Raw genomic sequence first — 16,202 nt, forward strand, 5'->3', positions numbered from 1 at the left:
ACCCCCCACCAAAGAAAGGTCGATCTGTGTCGGAACGGATATCGACTCCACGGGTGAACGCCCGCGGGGGAGCGGACGCGGTCGTGCTCGACGACGACGCGACCCTGCACGCGATGGGTTATCCGCGGAAACTCACCCGTCGCTTCAAGGCGTTCGACAATTTCGCGATCTCGTTCACCATCATCAATATCCTCTCGGGTATCTTCTCGTCCTTCGGATTCGGCATGAACGCGGGTGGGCCCCGCATTCTCGTGTTCGGCTGGATCGGCGTCTCCATCATGGTGCTGTTCATCGGTGCGGCGATGGCGGAGGTCGCGTCGGCGTATCCGACGAGTGGTGCGCTGTACTTCTCGGCGGGCAAACTGGCCAAGCGTCACAAGGGCGCCTGGTCCTGGTTCACCGGCTGGCTGAACTTCGTGGGCCAGATCGGCGGCACCGCCGCCACCGGGTACGCGGCGGCCACGTTCATCCAGGCCTTCGTCGCCCTGCAGTGGACCTCGTACCGGCCGACCGCGCACCAGACGGTCCTGATCACGGCAGTGATCGTCGTGCTGCAGGGGCTCGCCAACACCTTCACCGTCCAGCTCGTCGCCGTGCTGAACCGCATTTCCGTGTGGTGGCTGCTGGTCGGACTCGTGGTGATCGTGGCCGCACTCATCGTGATGCCCGACCATCATCAGTCCGCGTCCTTCGTGACGCATTTCGAGAACAACACCGGCTTCACCAACGGACTTTACGGCGGCATGCTCGGTCTGCTGGTGACGAGCTGGACCTTCACCGGCTTCGACGGCAGCTTCCACATGTCCGAGGAAACGGTCCGGGCGACGGTCAACGCGCCCAAGGGCATCACCAGGGCCATCGGTTATTCGGCGATCACCGGTCTGATCCTGATGCTCGCACTGGTCTACAGCATTGGCGACTACGGCGAGGTGGCCGGTTCGGCCGCGCCACCCGTCCGGATTCTCATCGACGGCCTCGGCCTCGGCACCGCCAAGGTGATGCTGCTCATCGTCATCGGTGCCATGCTCTTCTGCGGTCTGGCCAACCTCACCAGCAACACCCGGCAGATCTTCGCCTTCTCCCGGGACGGCGCCATGCCCGGCTCCCGGTGGTGGCACACGGTCTCGCTGCGCACCCGGACGCCGGTCAAGGCGGTGTGGCTCGCGGTGGGCTGCTCGCTCGCCCTGGTCGTCCCGGGCTGGTGGTCGCACACGGCGTTCACCGCCATCGTGAGTGTCAACGTGGTCGGGCTGTTCCTGGCCTACGCGGTGCCGGTGTTCCTGCGGCTGCGGCTGGGCGACGATTTCCAGCCCGGTCCCTGGCACCTGGGCCGCTGGGGCCGGCCGATCGGCTGGGTCGCGGTGACCTGGATCCTGCTCAGCAGTGTGCTGTTCATGCTGCCGCAGGCCTCGCCCATCACCGCCGGCTCCTTCAACTACGCGCCGATCGCGCTGGCCGTCGTCCTCCTCGTGGCCACGCTCTGGTGGTTCGCCACCGCCCGGCGCCGCTTCCAGGGGCCGGTCAGCTACGGCCGCCCCGACGAGGTCGCCGCGATGGACCTCATCTGACCCGCCGAACGGCACGGCCCCGGCGCACGGCACACCGCCCGCGCCGGGGCCGCGGCGCGCCGTCCGGCACTCCCGCAGGTCCCGCCACTGTTCCAGACCAATATTGGTGGCGCGCCGTACGGCGGAAGTGCTGGCAGGGGCATGGCGTCTCCGTTCATAGTTGGCGCACCAACCGCACCGGCCCCGACCCGGACCCCTGGGGGTAACCGCGCCCATGAGCAGAGCCCAGCAGCCCTCCCGCAGAACCGTTCTCGCCGCCGCGGTCGTCGCCGCGGTCGCCTCGGGAACCATGCCCGCGGCCGCGGCCACCGCGTCGGCGTCCGCCGGTCCCGGCACCGCCGTCGCGCCGGGCCGTCCCGTCGACTACCACGCATGGACCTCGTACAGTGACTGGCGCGGCGGTACCACCGAGGGCGTCCGGGCCGTTCCGGGCCTCCGCCCCGGGGCCGAGATCGGGGCCGCCGCCGGCCGCACCGACTACACCGACCCGCACACCGGCCGAACGGCCACCTGGGAATACGCCAGGTGGACCTCCCCGGTCCACCGGCTCGCCGTGCCCGCGACGGAGGTCGTCGCCTCCTGGAACGCGCACACCCCCGAGGGCACCTGGCTCCAGGTCGAGCTGCGCGGCACGTACTCCGACGGCACGGACACCCCCTGGTACGTGATGGGCCGCTGGGCCGCCGGCGACCAGGACATCAAGCGCACCTCGGTGGACGACCAGACCGACGGCAGAAGCACGATCTGGACCGACACCTTCGCCGTCGACGACGCGAGCACCGGTCTGCGCCTGGCCTCCTACCGGCTGCGCCTCACGCTCTACCGCACGCCCGGCACCCGCCTCACACCGACCGTCTGGCGGCTCGGCGCCATGGGCTCCGACATCCCCGACCGTTTCACCGTCCCCGCGTCCGCCCCCGCCCTCTCCGGCGAACTGGCCGTCCCGCGCTACTCGCAGGAGATCCACAAGGGCCAGTACCCGCAGTACGACAACGGGGGCGAGGCCTGGTGCAGCCCCACCTCCTCGCAGATGATCATCGAGTACTGGGGCGGCCGGCTCACCGCCGAGCAGCTCTCCTGGGTCGACCCGTCCTACGCCGACCCCCAGGTGGACCACGCGGCCCGGTACACGTACGACCACCAGTACGAGGGCTGCGGCAACTGGCCGTTCAACGCCGCCTACGCGGCCACGTTCGACGGTATCCAGGCAGTGGTCACCCGGCTGGCCTCGCTCACCGACCTGGAGACCCTGGTGGCGGCCGGCATTCCGGCCATAACGTCGCAGTCCTTCCTCGCGACCGAGCTGACCGGTGCCGGATACGGCACCTCCGGCCACCTCATGACCGTGATCGGCTTCACCGCCGACGGCGACGTGATCGCCAACGACCCCGCCTCGCCGAGCGACGAGGCGGTACGGCGGGTGTACCGGCGGCGGGAGTTCGAGAACATCTGGCTCAGGACCAAGCGGTACGACGCGAACGGAAAGGTCAGAAGCGGCACGGGCGGGGTCTGCTACCTCTACTTCCCGGCCCGGCCGACCGCGCGTCAGAGCAAGGCGCTCGCCGCGGTGGGGGTGTGCTGACCCGGACCGTGTGAGCAACGTCTCCGCCGCGAGGGCCGTCGCGGGTGGCAAGGTGGACGAACGGGTGGGGGGATTCCGCTTCGTACGTCCGACCCCTGTGAGAGCACCATGACCGCACACCAGGCCACCGCCGTCCGCGTCGGCACCGGCGGCCCCGAGGAGGACCGCCCGGAGATCCTCGAGCACATCATGGGCTGGGTGCTCGTCGTGGTGGTCGCGATGCTGGTGACCCGCGTCGGTCTGCTCTGAACCGGCCCGGCCCCGCGCCGGGCCGGCATGTTCTGACATACTGCGGATGTCCCGCCGACCTCCTAGACCAGGGTCGAAAGTGAAGATGCGTCCACAGAGTGCCGCCGTCCGCCCCCGGACGCGCGGCACCGAGCGTTCCGAGGCGCGTCGCGCCGAACTCATCGCCATCGGACGGAAGTTGTTCGCCGACACGTCCTACGACGCGCTGTCCATGGACGACATCGCCCGGCAGGCGCACGTCGCCAAGGGCCTGATCTACTACTACTTCCAGTCCAAGCGCGGCTACTACCTGGCGATCATCCACGCCTCCGTCGCCGACCTGGTCGACTTCGCCGCGAGCGGCCTCGAACTGCCCGCCGTGGACCGCGTCCACCGCACCATCGACACCTACCTGCGCTTCGCCGAGCACCACCAGGCCGCCTACCGGACCATCGTCAGCGGCGGGGTCGGCTTCGACACCGAGGTGCACGCCATCCGGGACGGTGTCCGCGAGGCCATCGTCGCCACGATCGCGGAAGGGGCCTACGGCCGCCGGGACATCGCCCCGCTGGCCCGCATGGGCCTGCTCTCCTGGGTGTGCAGCGTGGAGGGCGCCACCCTGGACTGGATCGACTGCCCCGAACTGTCCCGGGACACCATGCGCGACCTGCTGGTGAAGACCCTCGGCGGAGTGCTGCGCGCGGTCGAGGAGATGGATCCGTCCCACCCGGCACCGCCCCCCGCGCGCCGCGCCACGTAGCGGGCACGCGGCGGGAGCCCGGGGTCCCGCGCTCCACGCCCGAGCGCCCCTGATGCGACGGGCCGGTCGATCGTCCCGATCGGCTCACCGTCCGCGCCGTGGCCCCGGCTCGATCGGCGGATTGGCATGGACATGGCAAGGGGCGCCGTCATGCGCGAGAAGAGGACTGGACCAATGGCTCAATGGTGTGGACCAGCCCGGGGGGCGGATAACGCTTCGGCTGGATTCTTGGAGTAAGCGGTCGTTAACTGGTGACGGGAGGTCGCTGATCGGGCATACTCACGGCACACAGCCGCTGGTCAGCAGCTTCCGAGACCCGGAAGCGGGCGCCTCGGCCGGAACCGGAACGATCAGGCGGAGCCGCCTCACCCACGGCGCACATCCGCCCCGTGTGCCCGAACAGGGAGGAGACCGACGCCATGTCCGACCGCGACCCGCAGCCGGTGGAGCGTCAACTGCCGACGGAAGAGGCGAGGGACCTGCTCGCACTCGTCCGGGAGCTGGCGCAGCGCGAGATCGCGCCGAGGGCGGCCGAGGAGGAGGACGCCGGGCGCTTCCCCCGCGAGGTCTTCACCCTGCTCTCGGAGACGGGCCTGCTGGGCCTGCCGTACGACGCCGAGTACGGCGGCGGCGACCAGCCCTACGAGGTCTACCTCCAGGTCCTGGAGGAACTGGCCGCGGCCCGCCTGACCGTCGGCCTGGGCGTCAGCGTCCACACCCTCGCCTCCTACGCACTCGCCGCCCACGGGACCAAGCAGCAGCAGGTCGAGCACCTGCCCGCCATGCTCGGTGGCGGTCTGCTGGGCGCCTACTGCCTCTCCGAGCCGTCCTCCGGCTCCGACGCGGCCTCCCTGCGCACCCGCGCCGTGCGAGAGGGCGACGACTGGGTGATCACCGGGACCAAGGCCTGGATCACCCACGGCGGCATCGCCGACTTCTACACCGTGATGGCCCGTACCGGGGAGGACGGCCCGCGCGGGATCACCGCCTTCCTGGTGCCCGGTGACGCGGAGGGGCTGAGCGGCGCGGTGCCCGAGAGGAAGATGGGCATGAGGGGCAGCCCGACCGCCCAGGTCCACCTCGACGGCGTCCGCGTCCCCGACAGCCGGCGCCTCGGTGAGGAGGGGCAGGGTTTCGCCATCGCCCTGTCCGCCCTGGACTCGGGCCGGCTCGGCATCGCGGCCTGCGCCATCGGCCTGGCCCAGGCGGCGCTGGACGAGGCGGTCGGATACGCCGCCCAGCGCCGGCAGTTCGGGCGGCCCATCGGTGACTTCCAGGGTCTGCGTTTCATGATCGCCGACATGGCGACCCAGATCGAGGCCGGCCGGGCGCTCTACCTCGCCGCCGCCCGGCTGCGCGACGCGGGCAGGCCGTTCGCCAAGCAGGCCGCCATGGCCAAGCTGCACTGCACCGACACGGCGATGAAGGTCACCACGGACGCCGTGCAGATACTCGGCGGCTACGGCTACACCGCCGACTTCCCGGCCGAGCGCTACATGCGTGAGGCCAAGGTGCTGCAGATCGTCGAGGGCACGAACCAGATCCAGCGGATGGTCATCGCCCGTCACGTGGCAGGGCCGGAGGGTCGCTGAACTCGCCGCTGCGCACCGTCGGGGCCGCCAGCCTGATCCACTCCGGGTCGTGGCGGCCCGGCAGGGTGCGGCCCCCGTCGGCCCAGGCGCGCATGAGGGCGCGGTAGATGGGCGGGTCCTGCGGCGCGGACGGCGGAACCGATCCTGCGGGGCGCGGTACGAAGATCCGGCGCTGACGCCCGGTGGCCGTGTGCAAGGCGGTCATGCCCGGAAGAACGCGACGTGGGCCGGGCGGGTCACCGCCCGGCCGAATCGAGCTTCAGTTCACCGGCGTCCGCCTCCGCGTGCCGACGGCGGCGCCGTCCCGCGCGAGGCGGCTCCGGGGCCGCTGTCTGCGCACGCCCGTCCCGCCCCACGGTGGCTCGCGGTGGTGGGGCGGCACGCCGGCGCGGGTGGGGAGGCTCAGGCCGCCTGGCGGCCCATCGCGCGCACGCGCATGGGGCGCGAGCCCGGGCCTCCGACGTGCGAGAAGGGCTGTGTCCGCCAGTTCAGGCCCTGGGGGAGCGTCAGCAGCAGAGCGGTGTCCTGCTCCTGCGGGGCGAAGGACTCGTCCGCGGGGCGGGCCTCCGTCGCGGCGCGGCCGGTGCCCGTGCAGGCCGTGAGGCCGAACGGGTTCCACGGCGAGGCGCACAGCGCGTGCTCCGGCAGGAACTCCTCGCCCGCCAGCAGCGCGATCGGCTGTGCGCAGTCCGGGCAGAGCACCCGGTACATCTCGAAGGTGTCGTAGGCGTCGAGTTCGTCGGCCTGGTCGGCGTCGGGTTCGACACCCTCCGGCACGGGCTCGACGACCGGCTGCCGCCGCGTGGACGCGGATCGACCTGGGCGCTTGACACTCTGCATGGGATTCTCCCCCTAAGGCTGGGCCGTGACGGCACTGCGGCCTCGACCACAGCAAGCACTTCCCGCCACGTCCGGGGGGTAATCACGGGAGCATCACGGAGGCCGTCCGGGTGCTGTGGTCTTCGTCACACGGCTTGCGCGTGTGTTCCGGTGCGGTGCTTTTGTCCCCCGTCGTCCGCCGGTCCGCGACCCGCCGTCCCGGCCACGGCCCGCGCGCACCCCGGGAACCGGGCACGACCAGCGCTGCCCAGGTATCCGAGGAGATCACGCGCACTGTAGGTTTTGGCGCCATGGAGGAGCTGGACCGTCAGATCGTGCAGCTGCTCGTCAAGGACGGGCGGATGAGCTACACAGACCTGGGCAAGGCCACGGGCCTGTCGACGTCGGCCGTGCACCAGCGGGTGCGCCGGCTCGAACAGCGCGGGGTCATCCGCGGCTACGCCGCGGTCGTCGACCCCGAGGCCGTGGGGCTGCCGATGACCGCGTTCATCTCGGTGAAGCCGTTCGACCCCAGCGCCCCGGACGACATCGCGGAGCGCCTCGGCGGCGTCCCCGAGATCGAGGCCTGCCACAGCGTGGCAGGCGACGAGAACTACATCCTCAAGGTGCGTGTGGCCACCCCGCACGAGCTGGAGGAGCTGCTGGCCCGGGTACGCAGCCTGGCCGGGGTCTCCACGCGCACCACCGTGGTGCTGTCCACGCCGTACGAGGCGCGCCCTCCGAGGATCTGAGCCGGCCGCCCCGGTGCCGCGCCCGCCCCGGGCGCGCGAGAGACTGTGGGGCATGAGTGAGCTGTCCGCCGACCCCAAGACCGTCCTCCTGCGCCGCGGCGAGGTCCACAGCCCCGCCGATCCCTTCGCCACCGCCATGGTGGTGGAGCGGGGCCAGGTCGCCTGGGTCGGCTCCGAGGGCGCCGCCGACGCCTTCGCCGACGGCGTGGACGAGGTGGTCGACCTCGACGGCGCCCTGGTCACCCCCGCCTTCACCGACGCCCATGTGCACACCACCGCCACCGGCCTCGCGCTGACCGGCCTCGACCTGTCCGGTGCGCCCTCCCTGGAGGCGGCCCTGGACCGGGTGCGCGACTTCGCCGCCGCCCGGCCCGGCGACCGGGTTCTGCTCGGCCACGGCTGGGACGCCGCCCGCTGGCCCGGCGGCCGGCCGCCGACGCGCGCGGAACTGGACGCGGCCACCGGCGGCCGCCCGCTCTACCTGTCCCGCGTCGACGTGCACTCGGCCGTCGTCACCACCGCCCTGCTGGACCTGGTCCCGGGCGACGTCACCCGCGAGGACGGTCCGCTGACCGCCGACGCCCACCACGCCGTGCGTGCGGCCGCCCTGGCCGCCGTCACCCCGGTCCAGCGGGCCGAGGCGCAGCGCACCGCGCTCGCCCACGCCGCCTCCCTCGGTATCGGCTCGGTGCACGAGTGCGGCGGCCCGCAGATCTCCTCCGAGGACGACTTCACCGCCCTGCTGCGGCTCGCGGCCGAGGCGCCCGGGCCGCGCGTGATCGGCTACTGGGCCGAGCAGAACGTCGACAGGGCCCGCGAACTGGGCGCGCTCGGCGCCGCCGGCGACCTCTTCGTGGACGGCGCCCTCGGCTCGCACACCGCCTGCCTGCACCAGCCGTACGCCGACGCCGGGCACACCGGTACCGCCTACCTGGACGCGGACGCCGTCGCCGCCCATGTCGTCGCCTGCACCGAGGCCGGACTCCAGGCGGGCTTCCACGCCATCGGCGACGCCGCGGTGACCGCGGTCGTGGACGGCGTGCGCGCGGCCGCCGAGAAGGTGGGCCTCGCCCGGGTCCGCGCGGCCCGGCACCGCGTCGAGCACGCCGAGATGCTCTCCCCCGAGGCCGTGGCCGCCTTCGCCGAGCTGGGTCTGATCGCCTCCGTGCAGCCCGCCTTCGACGCGCTCTGGGGCGGCGAGGACGGCATGTACGCCCGGCGCCTGGGTGCCGAGCGGGCCCGCACCCTCAATCCCTTCGCCGCCCTGCTGCGGTCCGGGGTCCCGCTGGCGTTCGGCTCCGACAGCCCGGTGACCCCGCTCGACCCCTGGGGCACGGTCCGGGCCGCGGCGTTCCACCGCACGCGTGAGCACCGGGTGTCCGTACGCGCCGCGTTCACCGCGCACACCCGCGGCGGCTGGCGGGCCATCGGCCGCGACGACGCCGGGGTCCTGGTGCCCGGCGCACCCGCGGACTACGCCGTCTGGCACACCGGTGAGCTGGTCGTCCAGGCCCCCGACGACCGGGTGGCCCGCTGGTCCACCGATCCCCGCTCCGGCACCCCCGGCCTGCCCGATCTGAGCCCCGGTGGCGAGCTGCCGCGCTGCCTGCGCACCGTGGTCGGCGGACGGACGGTGTTCGTACGGCCGGGCGAGTGATCTCCCGGGGTGGCGCGACGGCGCTGCGGGGGTGCCACAGGCTCGCCCTACCTGCGCATCCTCTGGGCTCACCTCGACAGGTGGTACGTCCGTGCAGGTCAGGGGCCTGTTGACAGTCGGCGGCCGGGGGCCGGTAGGTTCGGCCGAGTCCACCACCGGACGCCCGACCGTGGAGTGTTCGGCCATTCGTCGCAGCGCCGCTGGGTCAGGGACGGTGTGCAGCACCGGGCACCGTCACTGGCAGCCAGGCTCAGCGCCCGCGCCGACGGGGGAACGCTCCGGCCGGTCGGCAAGGTGTGACCCGGGTGGGGCCCGGTCGCTCAGTAGACAACGGCTTTCGGTCGACCCGCAGCCAGCGGGTCCCAGGTCGGCCCGAAGGGCGCCGGGCCCCCATCCGCAGCGGAACGCGAATGCCGAAAAGCACATCCTTACCCCACGCTTGTGGAAACAACACCACCGTACGACCGTGCCGTCGCGTCATCGCAGGCCGCGGCCATTATGGTGGACGCCTGCGTACGACATGAAGGGGCAGCAGTGAACGACGGCGACGGGACCCTCGCGGCCAAGGCCCAGGGGAGGCAGTTCGGTCCGCTCGGCACGGCCTTGGTGATCATCCCGACCTACAACGAGGCGGAGAACATCAAGTCCATCGTCGGCCGGGTGCGCAAGGCCGTCCCCGAGGCGCACGTCCTGGTGGCGGACGACAACAGCCCCGACGGCACGGGCAAGCTGGCGGACGAGCTGGCCGCCGAGGACGACCACGTCCAGGTGCTGCACCGCAAGGGCAAGGAGGGCCTGGGCGCCGCCTACCTGGCCGGCTTCAGGTGGGGCATGGACCACGGCTACGGCGTGCTGGTCGAGATGGACGCCGACGGCTCGCACCAGCCCGAGGAGCTGCCCCGGCTGCTGACCGCGCTCAAGGGCGCCGACCTGGTGCTCGGCTCGCGCTGGGTGCCCGGCGGCCGGGTGGTGAACTGGCCCAGGTCCCGCGAGTTCATCTCCCGCGGCGGCAGCCTCTACTCCCGCCTCGCCCTCGACCTGCCGCTGCGCGACATCACCGGCGGCTACCGCGCCTTCCGCCGCGAGACCCTCGAGGGCCTCGGCCTGGACGACGTCGCCTCGCAGGGCTACTGCTTCCAGGTCGACCTGGCCCGGCGCGCGGTCAAGGCCGGGTACCACGTGGTCGAGGTGCCCATCACCTTCGTCGAGCGCGAACTCGGCGACTCCAAGATGAGCCGCAACATCGTGGTGGAGGCACTGTGGCGGGTCACCGCCTGGGGTGTCGGGGACCGGGTGGGCAAGGTCACCGGCAAGGCCGGGCAGGACCGGCCCCGGCCGCACGGCTCCCGCTGACCGTCCCGCGGGCCCGCTTATCCCGTGCTGAGCCGCGGCCAGGCACACTGGGAGCATGACGACCGGCGTTCCCACCTCTCCGTCCGCCACCCGGCCCCGCCGATCCCGGCTGCGCAGGTATCTGCCGCTGGGGATCGCCGTGTGGCTGGTGCTGGAGGTCTGGCTGCTGACCAGGGTCGCGGGCGCGGCGGGCGGTCCCACCGTGTTCCTGCTCCTGGTGGCGGGCGTCGTCGCCGGCTCGGTGATCATCAAGCGGGCGGGGCGACGCGCCTTCCGGAACCTCAACGAAGCACTGCAGCGGGGCGGTTCGCCGGCCCGCGGCGGCGGCAACGGCCTGCTGATGCTCGGCGGTCTGCTGCTGATGGTCCCGGGCCTGATCTCCGACGCGGCCGGACTGCTCCTGCTGCTCCCGCCGGTCCAGGGGGCCGTGAGCCGCTGGACCGAGCGCACGCTCGACCGCAGGCTCCGCCGGGTCGCTCCCGGCAGCCTGGGTGACGTCTTCCAGCAGGCCCGCATGCACCGCCCCGACGGCAAGGTGGTGCAGGGTGAGGTCATCAGGGAGGACACTTCCGAGCCCAGCGGCCCGCGCCCTCCGCTTTCCCGCTGAGGCCCCCGGGCGCGGCCGTTCGGGCCGCCGCTTCGCGGCAGCACGAAACCGCGGGCGCCGTACGTGGATCACGTACGGCGCCCGCGGTTGTTCGTGTCGTCGCGCGTTATGCGCTCTTGCGGCTGTCCCTGGGGTGAACCGCGATGTTCATCGCCCCCGAGCGCAGAACCGCCAGGCGCTCCTCGAGGACCTCTTCGAGCTCCTCACGGGTGCGCCGCTCCATCAGCATGTCCCAATGGGTACGCGCGGGCTTGGCCTTCTTCTCTTCAGGGCCGTCGCCGTCCACCAGGAGTGCCTGGGCCCCGCAGACCTTGCACTCCCACTCCGGCGGGATCTCCGCCTCGACCGAGAAGGGCATCTCGAACCGGTGCCCCTTCTCGCATGCGTACTCCACGGCCTGGCGCGGAGCCAGGTCGATGCCGCGGTCCGTCTCGTAGCTGGTCACTACGAGGCGCGTACCGCGAAGAGCTCGCTCACTCATGAATCGTGCCTCCCGGGCTTGTCGCCCACAGGACAGGTGTCGCTGTCGTCGTCATCCGGTCAACGTCCGGTCGGCGGTAAAGATTCCCGTTCCGGGTCATGCGTCGCCGTCGTAGCCGCCCCTTGTTCTACCCACAGGCGCCCGGTTTGTCACATCTGCTAGCAGATGTCACCCGGCGTTTCGGCATCTTTGACGCGCAGTAACGGTACGCCTGGCAGGCCAAACGCGTACACTACCGCCCTTTCGTGTCGAGTGCTAAATCGTGTCCGGTACCGGGTTGCCCGCATTCTCGATCGCACGCCGCACCGGAACCCTCGCGAGCAGGACGAACCCGATGACGAAGAAGGCCACCAGGGAGATGATCGCCGAGCGGTAGCTCCCGGTGACCTGGTAGGTGACGCCGAACAGCAGCGGGCCGAGCCAGCTCATCCCGCGGTCGCTCATCTCGTAGGCGGAGAAGTACTCCGCCTCCTTGCCGGCCGGCACCAGGTGGGAGAAGAGTGACCGGGACAGCGCCTGGCTGCCGCCGAGCACCAGCCCGATGCCGGCGGCCAGCACGAAGAACCACACCGGGGCCCCGGCGGGCAGGAAGTACCCGGCCCCCAGCGTCGCAGTCCAGGCGACCAGCGAGCCGAGGACGGTCCGCTTGGCCCCGTGGCGCCGCGCCAGCCACCCCATCGCGAGCGCTCCGGCCACGGCCAGTACCTGGACCAGCAGCACCGCCGTGATCAGCGTGGACTGCCCGAGGCCCAGCTCCTCGGAGCCGTAGACGGAGGCCTGGGAGATCACCGTCTGGATGCCGTCGTTGTAGACGAGGTACGCCAGCAGGAAGGCCAGCGTCAGCGGGTGCCGGCGCATGTCCCTGAACGTCTCCGCGAGCTGTCGCGGGCCGGAGGCCGCGACGCCCTCCGCCCGTGTGCGCCGGTCGCGCAGCCGGCGCAGCGGTACGAGCGTGAAGGCGCCCCACCACAGTCCGGCCGAGGCGAGGCAGACGCGGACGGCGGCCGTCTCGGTCAGCCCGAAGGAGGCGTGCGCCGAGTACAGGACCAGGTTCGCGACGAGCACCAGGGACCCGGCCGCGTAGCCGAAGGCCCAGCCGCGTGAGGAGACCGCGTCGCGCTCGGCGGGCGGCGCGATCTGCGGCAGGTACGAGTTGTAGAGCATCATCGCCACGGACTGCGCGGCGTTGGCCACGATGAGGAGCGCTCCGCCGAGCAGGTACCGGTCGCCGTCGAGGAAGAACATGCCCGCGGTGGCGGCGGCCCCGGTGTACGCCGCCGCCCCGAGCAGCGGCTTCTTGCGGCCCGTGCGATCCGCCGCGCTGCCCACCAGGGGCATCACCACGACCGCGAGGATCACCGACAGTGACACCGAGTAGGCGAAGAAGGAGCCCGCCCGTACCGGGACGCCGAGGGGGTGCACATAGCCGTCGGCGTCGGCCGCGTTCCCGGCGACCGAGGTGAGGTACGGGCCGAGGAACACGGTCAGGACGCTGGTCGAATAGACCGAGCACGCCCAGTCGTAGAAGTACCAGCCCCGCTGCTCGCGCCGTCGTCCGGCGGCTTCGCCCGCCGTCCCCGCCCGCACGGTGTCGGTGCCCACCCGTGCCCTCGCTTCCCCGCCGTAGTGCCGTGCGAAGGCGGGGTCCCGGGTGCCGGATCGCTCAGACCCAGACGCCGCGGTCCTCCATGACCTTGCGCAACGTGTCGATGTGATCGGTCATGATGCCATCGACGCCGAGGTCCAGCAGCCGGTGCATCCGCTCCGGTTCGTTGACCGTCCACACGTGCACCTGCAGCCCGCGCGCGTGGGCTGCGCGCACGAAGCGGTGGTCCACCACCGGGACGCCGGACTGGGCCTGAGGCACCTGGGCCGCCACCGCCGACCGGCGCACCGCGGCCGGCAGCCCCCAGGAGCGCAGCCGCAGGCTGAGCACTCCGCGGGTGCCGAAGGACGTGGCCAGCCGCGGCCCCGCCAGCCGCTGCGCCCGCAGCACCCGGGCCTCGGAGAACGAGCCCACGCACACCCGGTCCCAGGCGTCCGCGCGCTCGATCAGCTCCAGCAGGGGCCGCAGCGCCGGTTCCGCCTTGACGTCCACGTTCCAGCGGGCCCCGGGGAAGGTCTCCAGCAGCTCCTCGAAGAGCGGCACCGGCTCCCGCCCCGCCACACGCGCCTGCCGGACGTCCCGCCACGGCAGGTCGGCGATGCGGCCCGCGCCGTCGGTGACCCGGTCCAGCGTCGAGTCGTGGAAGGCGACGAGCCTGCCGTCCGCGGTCGCGTGCACGTCGGTCTCGATGTACCGGTAGCCCAGCTCGACGGCGCGCCGGAACTGGGCCGCGGTGTTCTCCAGCCCGTCGGCCGCCCCGCCGCGGTGGGCGAAGGGTATCGGGCCGGGATGGTCCAGGTACGGGTGGCGCGGGGGCGGCGTCGTGAGGGTCACGGACGCAGTATCGCCCCATGGGGTGTCATCCCGGCAACGACGGTGCTGCCGCCCGGTGCCGCCGGGGCGGCGAACACCTTCAGGAACCACTGCGCCAGCGGGCCGATGGCCACCGCGTAGAGCACGGTCCCGATCCCGACGGTGCCACCGAGGGCGAATCCGGTGACCACCACGACGACCTCGACCGTCGTCCGCATCAGCCGGACCGAGCGGCCGGTGCGCAGGTGCAGCCCCGTCATCAGCCCGTCGCGCGGGCCGGGGCCGAAACGCGCCGCGATGTACAGGCCGGTCGCCGCGCCGTTGAGCACGACGCCCGCCACGAGCAGCGGGACGCGTACGGCGAGAGCGTGCGCCTCGGGCAGGAGGGCGAGGGTGCCGTCCATGGCGAGGCCGACCACGAAGACGTTGGACACCGTGCCGAGGCCCGGCCGCTGGCGCAGCGGGATCCACAGCAGCAGCACCAGCGCCCCCACGGCGATCGACACCACGCCGATGGTCAGTCCGGTGAGTTCGGCGAGGCCCTGGTGCAGCACGTTCCAGGGCTCGAGGCCCAGGTCCGCCGCCACGAGCAGTGCCGAACTCGCGCCGTAGAGCGCGAGGCCCGCGTACAACCGGATCAGCCGACGACCGAGACGGTCGGAGGTGGACACGACATACCCCCCTGGGTGGTGGCAGTGGACTGACGCATGTCACTCTGTAGCTGGGGAGGACATCCCATCCATGGCCAATTCGGGGAAGGTGGACTGATCGGAATGGCGCATTGGACCTCAGCGGTGGGAGCCGCGCAGCTCGCCCGGCTGCTGACGTCACAGCAGGACCGTCCGGCGGGCCCCGGCAGCCGCCGCCCGCCCGCCTATCGCGCCCTGGCCGACGGCATCCGGCTGCTGGTCCTCGAGGGCCGGGTCCCCGTGGCGGCCCGCCTCCCCGCCGAGCGTGAACTGGCCCTCGCCCTCACCGTCAGCCGCACCACGGTCGCCGCCGCCTACGAGGCGCTGCGCGCCGAGGGCTTCCTCGAGTCCCGGCGCGGCGCCGGGAGCTGGACGGCCGTGCCGGCCGGCAACCCGCTTCCCGCGCGGGGCCTTGAGCCCCTGCCGCCCGAGGCCCTCGGTTCCGTGATCGACCTGGGCTGTGCCTCACTCCCGGCCCCGGAACCCTGGCTCACCCGTGCCGTCCAGGGGGCCCTGGAGGAACTGCCGCCCTACGCCCACACGCACGGCGACTACCCGGCCGGGCTGCCCGCCCTGCGCTCGATGATCGCCGAGCGCTACACCGCGCGCGGGATCCCCACCATGCCCGAGCAGATCATGGTGACGACCGGCGCGATGGGTGCCATGGACGCGATCTGCCATCTCTTCGCCGGCCGCGGCGAGCGCATCGCCGTCGAGTCGCCGTCCTACGCCAACATCCTCCAGCTCATGCGGGAGGCGGGCGCGCGGCTCGTACCCGTCGCCATGGCGGAGGGGCTGGCCGGATGGGACCTGGACCGCTGGCGGCAGGTCCTGCGCGAGGCCGCCCCCCGGCTCGCCTACGTCGTCGCCGACTTCCACAACCCGACCGGCGCGCTCGCCGACGAGGACCAGCGGCGCCGGCTGGTGGACGCGGCCCGCTCCGCGGGCACCGTCCTGGTCGCCGACGAGACGATGACGGAGCTGTGGCTCGACGAGGAGTACGAGGCCGGGATGCCGCGCCCGGTCTGCGGCTTCGACCCGGCCGGTTCCACGGTCATCACGGTCGGCTCGGCGAGCAAGGCCTTCTGGGCGGGCATGCGCATCGGCTGGGTGCGCGCGGCCCCCGACGTCATCCGCAGCCTGGTCGCCGCGCGCGCGTACGCCGATCTCGGCACCCCCGTGCTGGAGCAGCTCGCGGTGAACTGGCTGTTCAGCACCGGAGGCTGGGAGCAGGCCGTAGCGCTGCGCCGGGCCCAGGCCCGCGAGAACCGCGACGCGCTGGTGGCCGCACTGCGCAGGGAGCTTCCCGAGTGGGAGTTCGAGGTCCCGAAGGGGGGCCTGACCCTGTGGGTCCGCGCCGGCGGCCTGTCGGGTTCGAGGCTGGCCGAGGCGGGGGAGCGGGTCGGCGTCCGGGTCCCCTCGGGCCCCCGCTTCGGCGTCGACGGCGCCTTCGAGGGCTACGTCCGCCTTCCGTTCACGGTGGGCGGAGCGGTGGCGGACGAGGCGGCGACTCGACTGGCGGCCGCGTCCCGCCTGGTGAGAACGGGCGCGACGGGCGACGCGGAGTCCCCGCGGACCTTCGTGGCGTAGCCCGCGGACCTGAGTGGCGCGGGACGGGGCGCCGTTCGTGAGGCGCGGGTCAACGCCCCTGGTGCCGATCCGGCCGACCTGGGCCGGCCGACCTGGGCCTACCGA

General features: G+C 72.5%; 16 protein-coding genes. 10 read left to right on the plus strand and 6 right to left on the minus strand.

The window, feature by feature from the left end; translation table 11 throughout:
* The first annotated feature begins 26 nt into the window (after positions 1-26).
* The 5 genes from MXD57_RS21935 (at position 27) to MXD57_RS21955 (ending at position 5,730) form a co-directional block, all read left to right on the plus strand.
* Positions 27-1,568, plus strand: a complete 1,542-nt coding sequence (locus MXD57_RS21935; protein WP_250403458.1) for an amino acid permease — start codon at positions 27-29, stop codon at positions 1,566-1,568.
* Between the two features lie 214 nt (positions 1,569-1,782).
* Positions 1,783-3,150: a peptidase C39 family protein gene (locus MXD57_RS21940; RefSeq protein WP_250403459.1), complete on the plus strand. Its 1,368-nt coding sequence runs from the start codon at positions 1,783-1,785 to the stop codon at positions 3,148-3,150.
* Between the two features lie 108 nt (positions 3,151-3,258).
* Positions 3,259-3,399 (plus strand): SCO1431 family membrane protein, encoded by a 141-nt coding sequence (locus MXD57_RS21945; RefSeq protein ID WP_250403460.1) that lies wholly within the window; start codon positions 3,259-3,261, stop codon positions 3,397-3,399.
* Positions 3,400-3,484: 85 nt separating this feature from the next.
* Positions 3,485-4,138 (plus strand): TetR/AcrR family transcriptional regulator, encoded by a 654-nt coding sequence (locus tag MXD57_RS21950; RefSeq protein WP_250403461.1) that lies wholly within the window; start codon positions 3,485-3,487, stop codon positions 4,136-4,138.
* 419 nt (positions 4,139-4,557) lie between these two features.
* Complete coding sequence (locus tag MXD57_RS21955; protein WP_250403462.1) at positions 4,558-5,730, plus strand: acyl-CoA dehydrogenase; 1,173 nt, start codon at positions 4,558-4,560, stop codon at positions 5,728-5,730.
* Here MXD57_RS21955 and MXD57_RS21960 read toward each other — a convergent pair.
* Together MXD57_RS21960 and MXD57_RS21965 are read right to left on the minus strand one after the other, a co-directional pair.
* Positions 5,693-5,935: a hypothetical protein gene (locus MXD57_RS21960; protein ID WP_250403463.1), complete on the minus strand. Its 243-nt coding sequence runs from the start codon at positions 5,933-5,935 to the stop codon at positions 5,693-5,695. The genes MXD57_RS21955 and MXD57_RS21960 overlap by 38 nt on opposite strands.
* A 197-nt stretch (positions 5,936-6,132) precedes the next feature.
* Positions 6,133-6,570, minus strand: coding sequence for a hypothetical protein (locus MXD57_RS21965; protein WP_250403464.1), 438 nt, complete (start codon positions 6,568-6,570; stop codon positions 6,133-6,135).
* Between the two features lie 290 nt (positions 6,571-6,860).
* Between MXD57_RS21965 and MXD57_RS21970 the strand changes: the two genes are divergently transcribed.
* The 4 genes from MXD57_RS21970 (at position 6,861) to fxsA (ending at position 10,918) form a co-directional block, all read left to right on the plus strand.
* On the plus strand, positions 6,861-7,301 hold the full coding sequence (locus MXD57_RS21970) for an Lrp/AsnC family transcriptional regulator (protein WP_250403465.1): 441 nt from the start codon (positions 6,861-6,863) through the stop codon (positions 7,299-7,301).
* 52 nt (positions 7,302-7,353) lie between these two features.
* Positions 7,354-8,958, plus strand: a complete 1,605-nt coding sequence (locus tag MXD57_RS21975) for an amidohydrolase (RefSeq protein ID WP_250403466.1) — start codon at positions 7,354-7,356, stop codon at positions 8,956-8,958.
* 534 nt (positions 8,959-9,492) lie between these two features.
* Entirely contained in the window at positions 9,493-10,311 is an 819-nt protein-coding gene (locus tag MXD57_RS21980; protein ID WP_250403467.1) for a polyprenol monophosphomannose synthase, read from the plus strand.
* A 55-nt stretch (positions 10,312-10,366) separates the two neighbouring features.
* Positions 10,367-10,918, plus strand: coding sequence for an FxsA family membrane protein (fxsA, locus tag MXD57_RS21985; RefSeq protein ID WP_250403468.1), 552 nt, complete (start codon positions 10,367-10,369; stop codon positions 10,916-10,918).
* 106 nt (positions 10,919-11,024) lie between these two features.
* Here fxsA and MXD57_RS21990 read toward each other — a convergent pair whose 3' ends face one another.
* From MXD57_RS21990 to yczE, 4 genes are all read right to left on the minus strand, one after another.
* The gene (locus MXD57_RS21990; protein WP_003977404.1) at positions 11,025-11,399 is read right to left on the minus strand and encodes an RNA polymerase-binding protein RbpA; all 375 of its coding nucleotides are present in this window, start codon (positions 11,397-11,399) and stop codon (positions 11,025-11,027) included.
* A 255-nt stretch (positions 11,400-11,654) separates the two neighbouring features.
* On the minus strand, positions 11,655-13,001 hold the full coding sequence (locus MXD57_RS21995) for an MFS transporter (protein ID WP_250403469.1): 1,347 nt from the start codon (positions 12,999-13,001) through the stop codon (positions 11,655-11,657).
* Positions 13,002-13,062: 61 nt separating this feature from the next.
* A complete protein-coding gene (locus tag MXD57_RS22000) occupies positions 13,063-13,839 on the minus strand; it encodes a glycerophosphodiester phosphodiesterase (RefSeq protein ID WP_250403470.1) in 777 nt (258 codons plus the stop codon).
* Positions 13,836-14,489 carry a membrane protein YczE gene (gene yczE / locus MXD57_RS22005; RefSeq protein ID WP_250403471.1) on the minus strand — a complete coding sequence of 218 codons (654 nt, stop codon included), beginning with the start codon at positions 14,487-14,489 and terminating at the stop codon, positions 13,836-13,838. Before yczE ends, MXD57_RS22000 begins: the two co-directional genes overlap by 4 nt.
* Before the next feature lie 102 nt (positions 14,490-14,591).
* Between yczE and MXD57_RS22010 the strand changes: the two genes are divergently transcribed.
* Positions 14,592-16,097 carry an SCO1417 family MocR-like transcription factor gene (locus MXD57_RS22010; RefSeq protein ID WP_250403472.1) on the plus strand — a complete coding sequence of 502 codons (1,506 nt, stop codon included), beginning with the start codon at positions 14,592-14,594 and terminating at the stop codon, positions 16,095-16,097.
* Positions 16,098-16,202: the final 105 nt, after the last annotated feature.

It is taken from the genome of Streptomyces cellostaticus, assembly GCF_023630175.1.
Lineage (GTDB): Bacteria > Actinomycetota > Actinomycetes > Streptomycetales > Streptomycetaceae > Streptomyces > Streptomyces cellostaticus_A.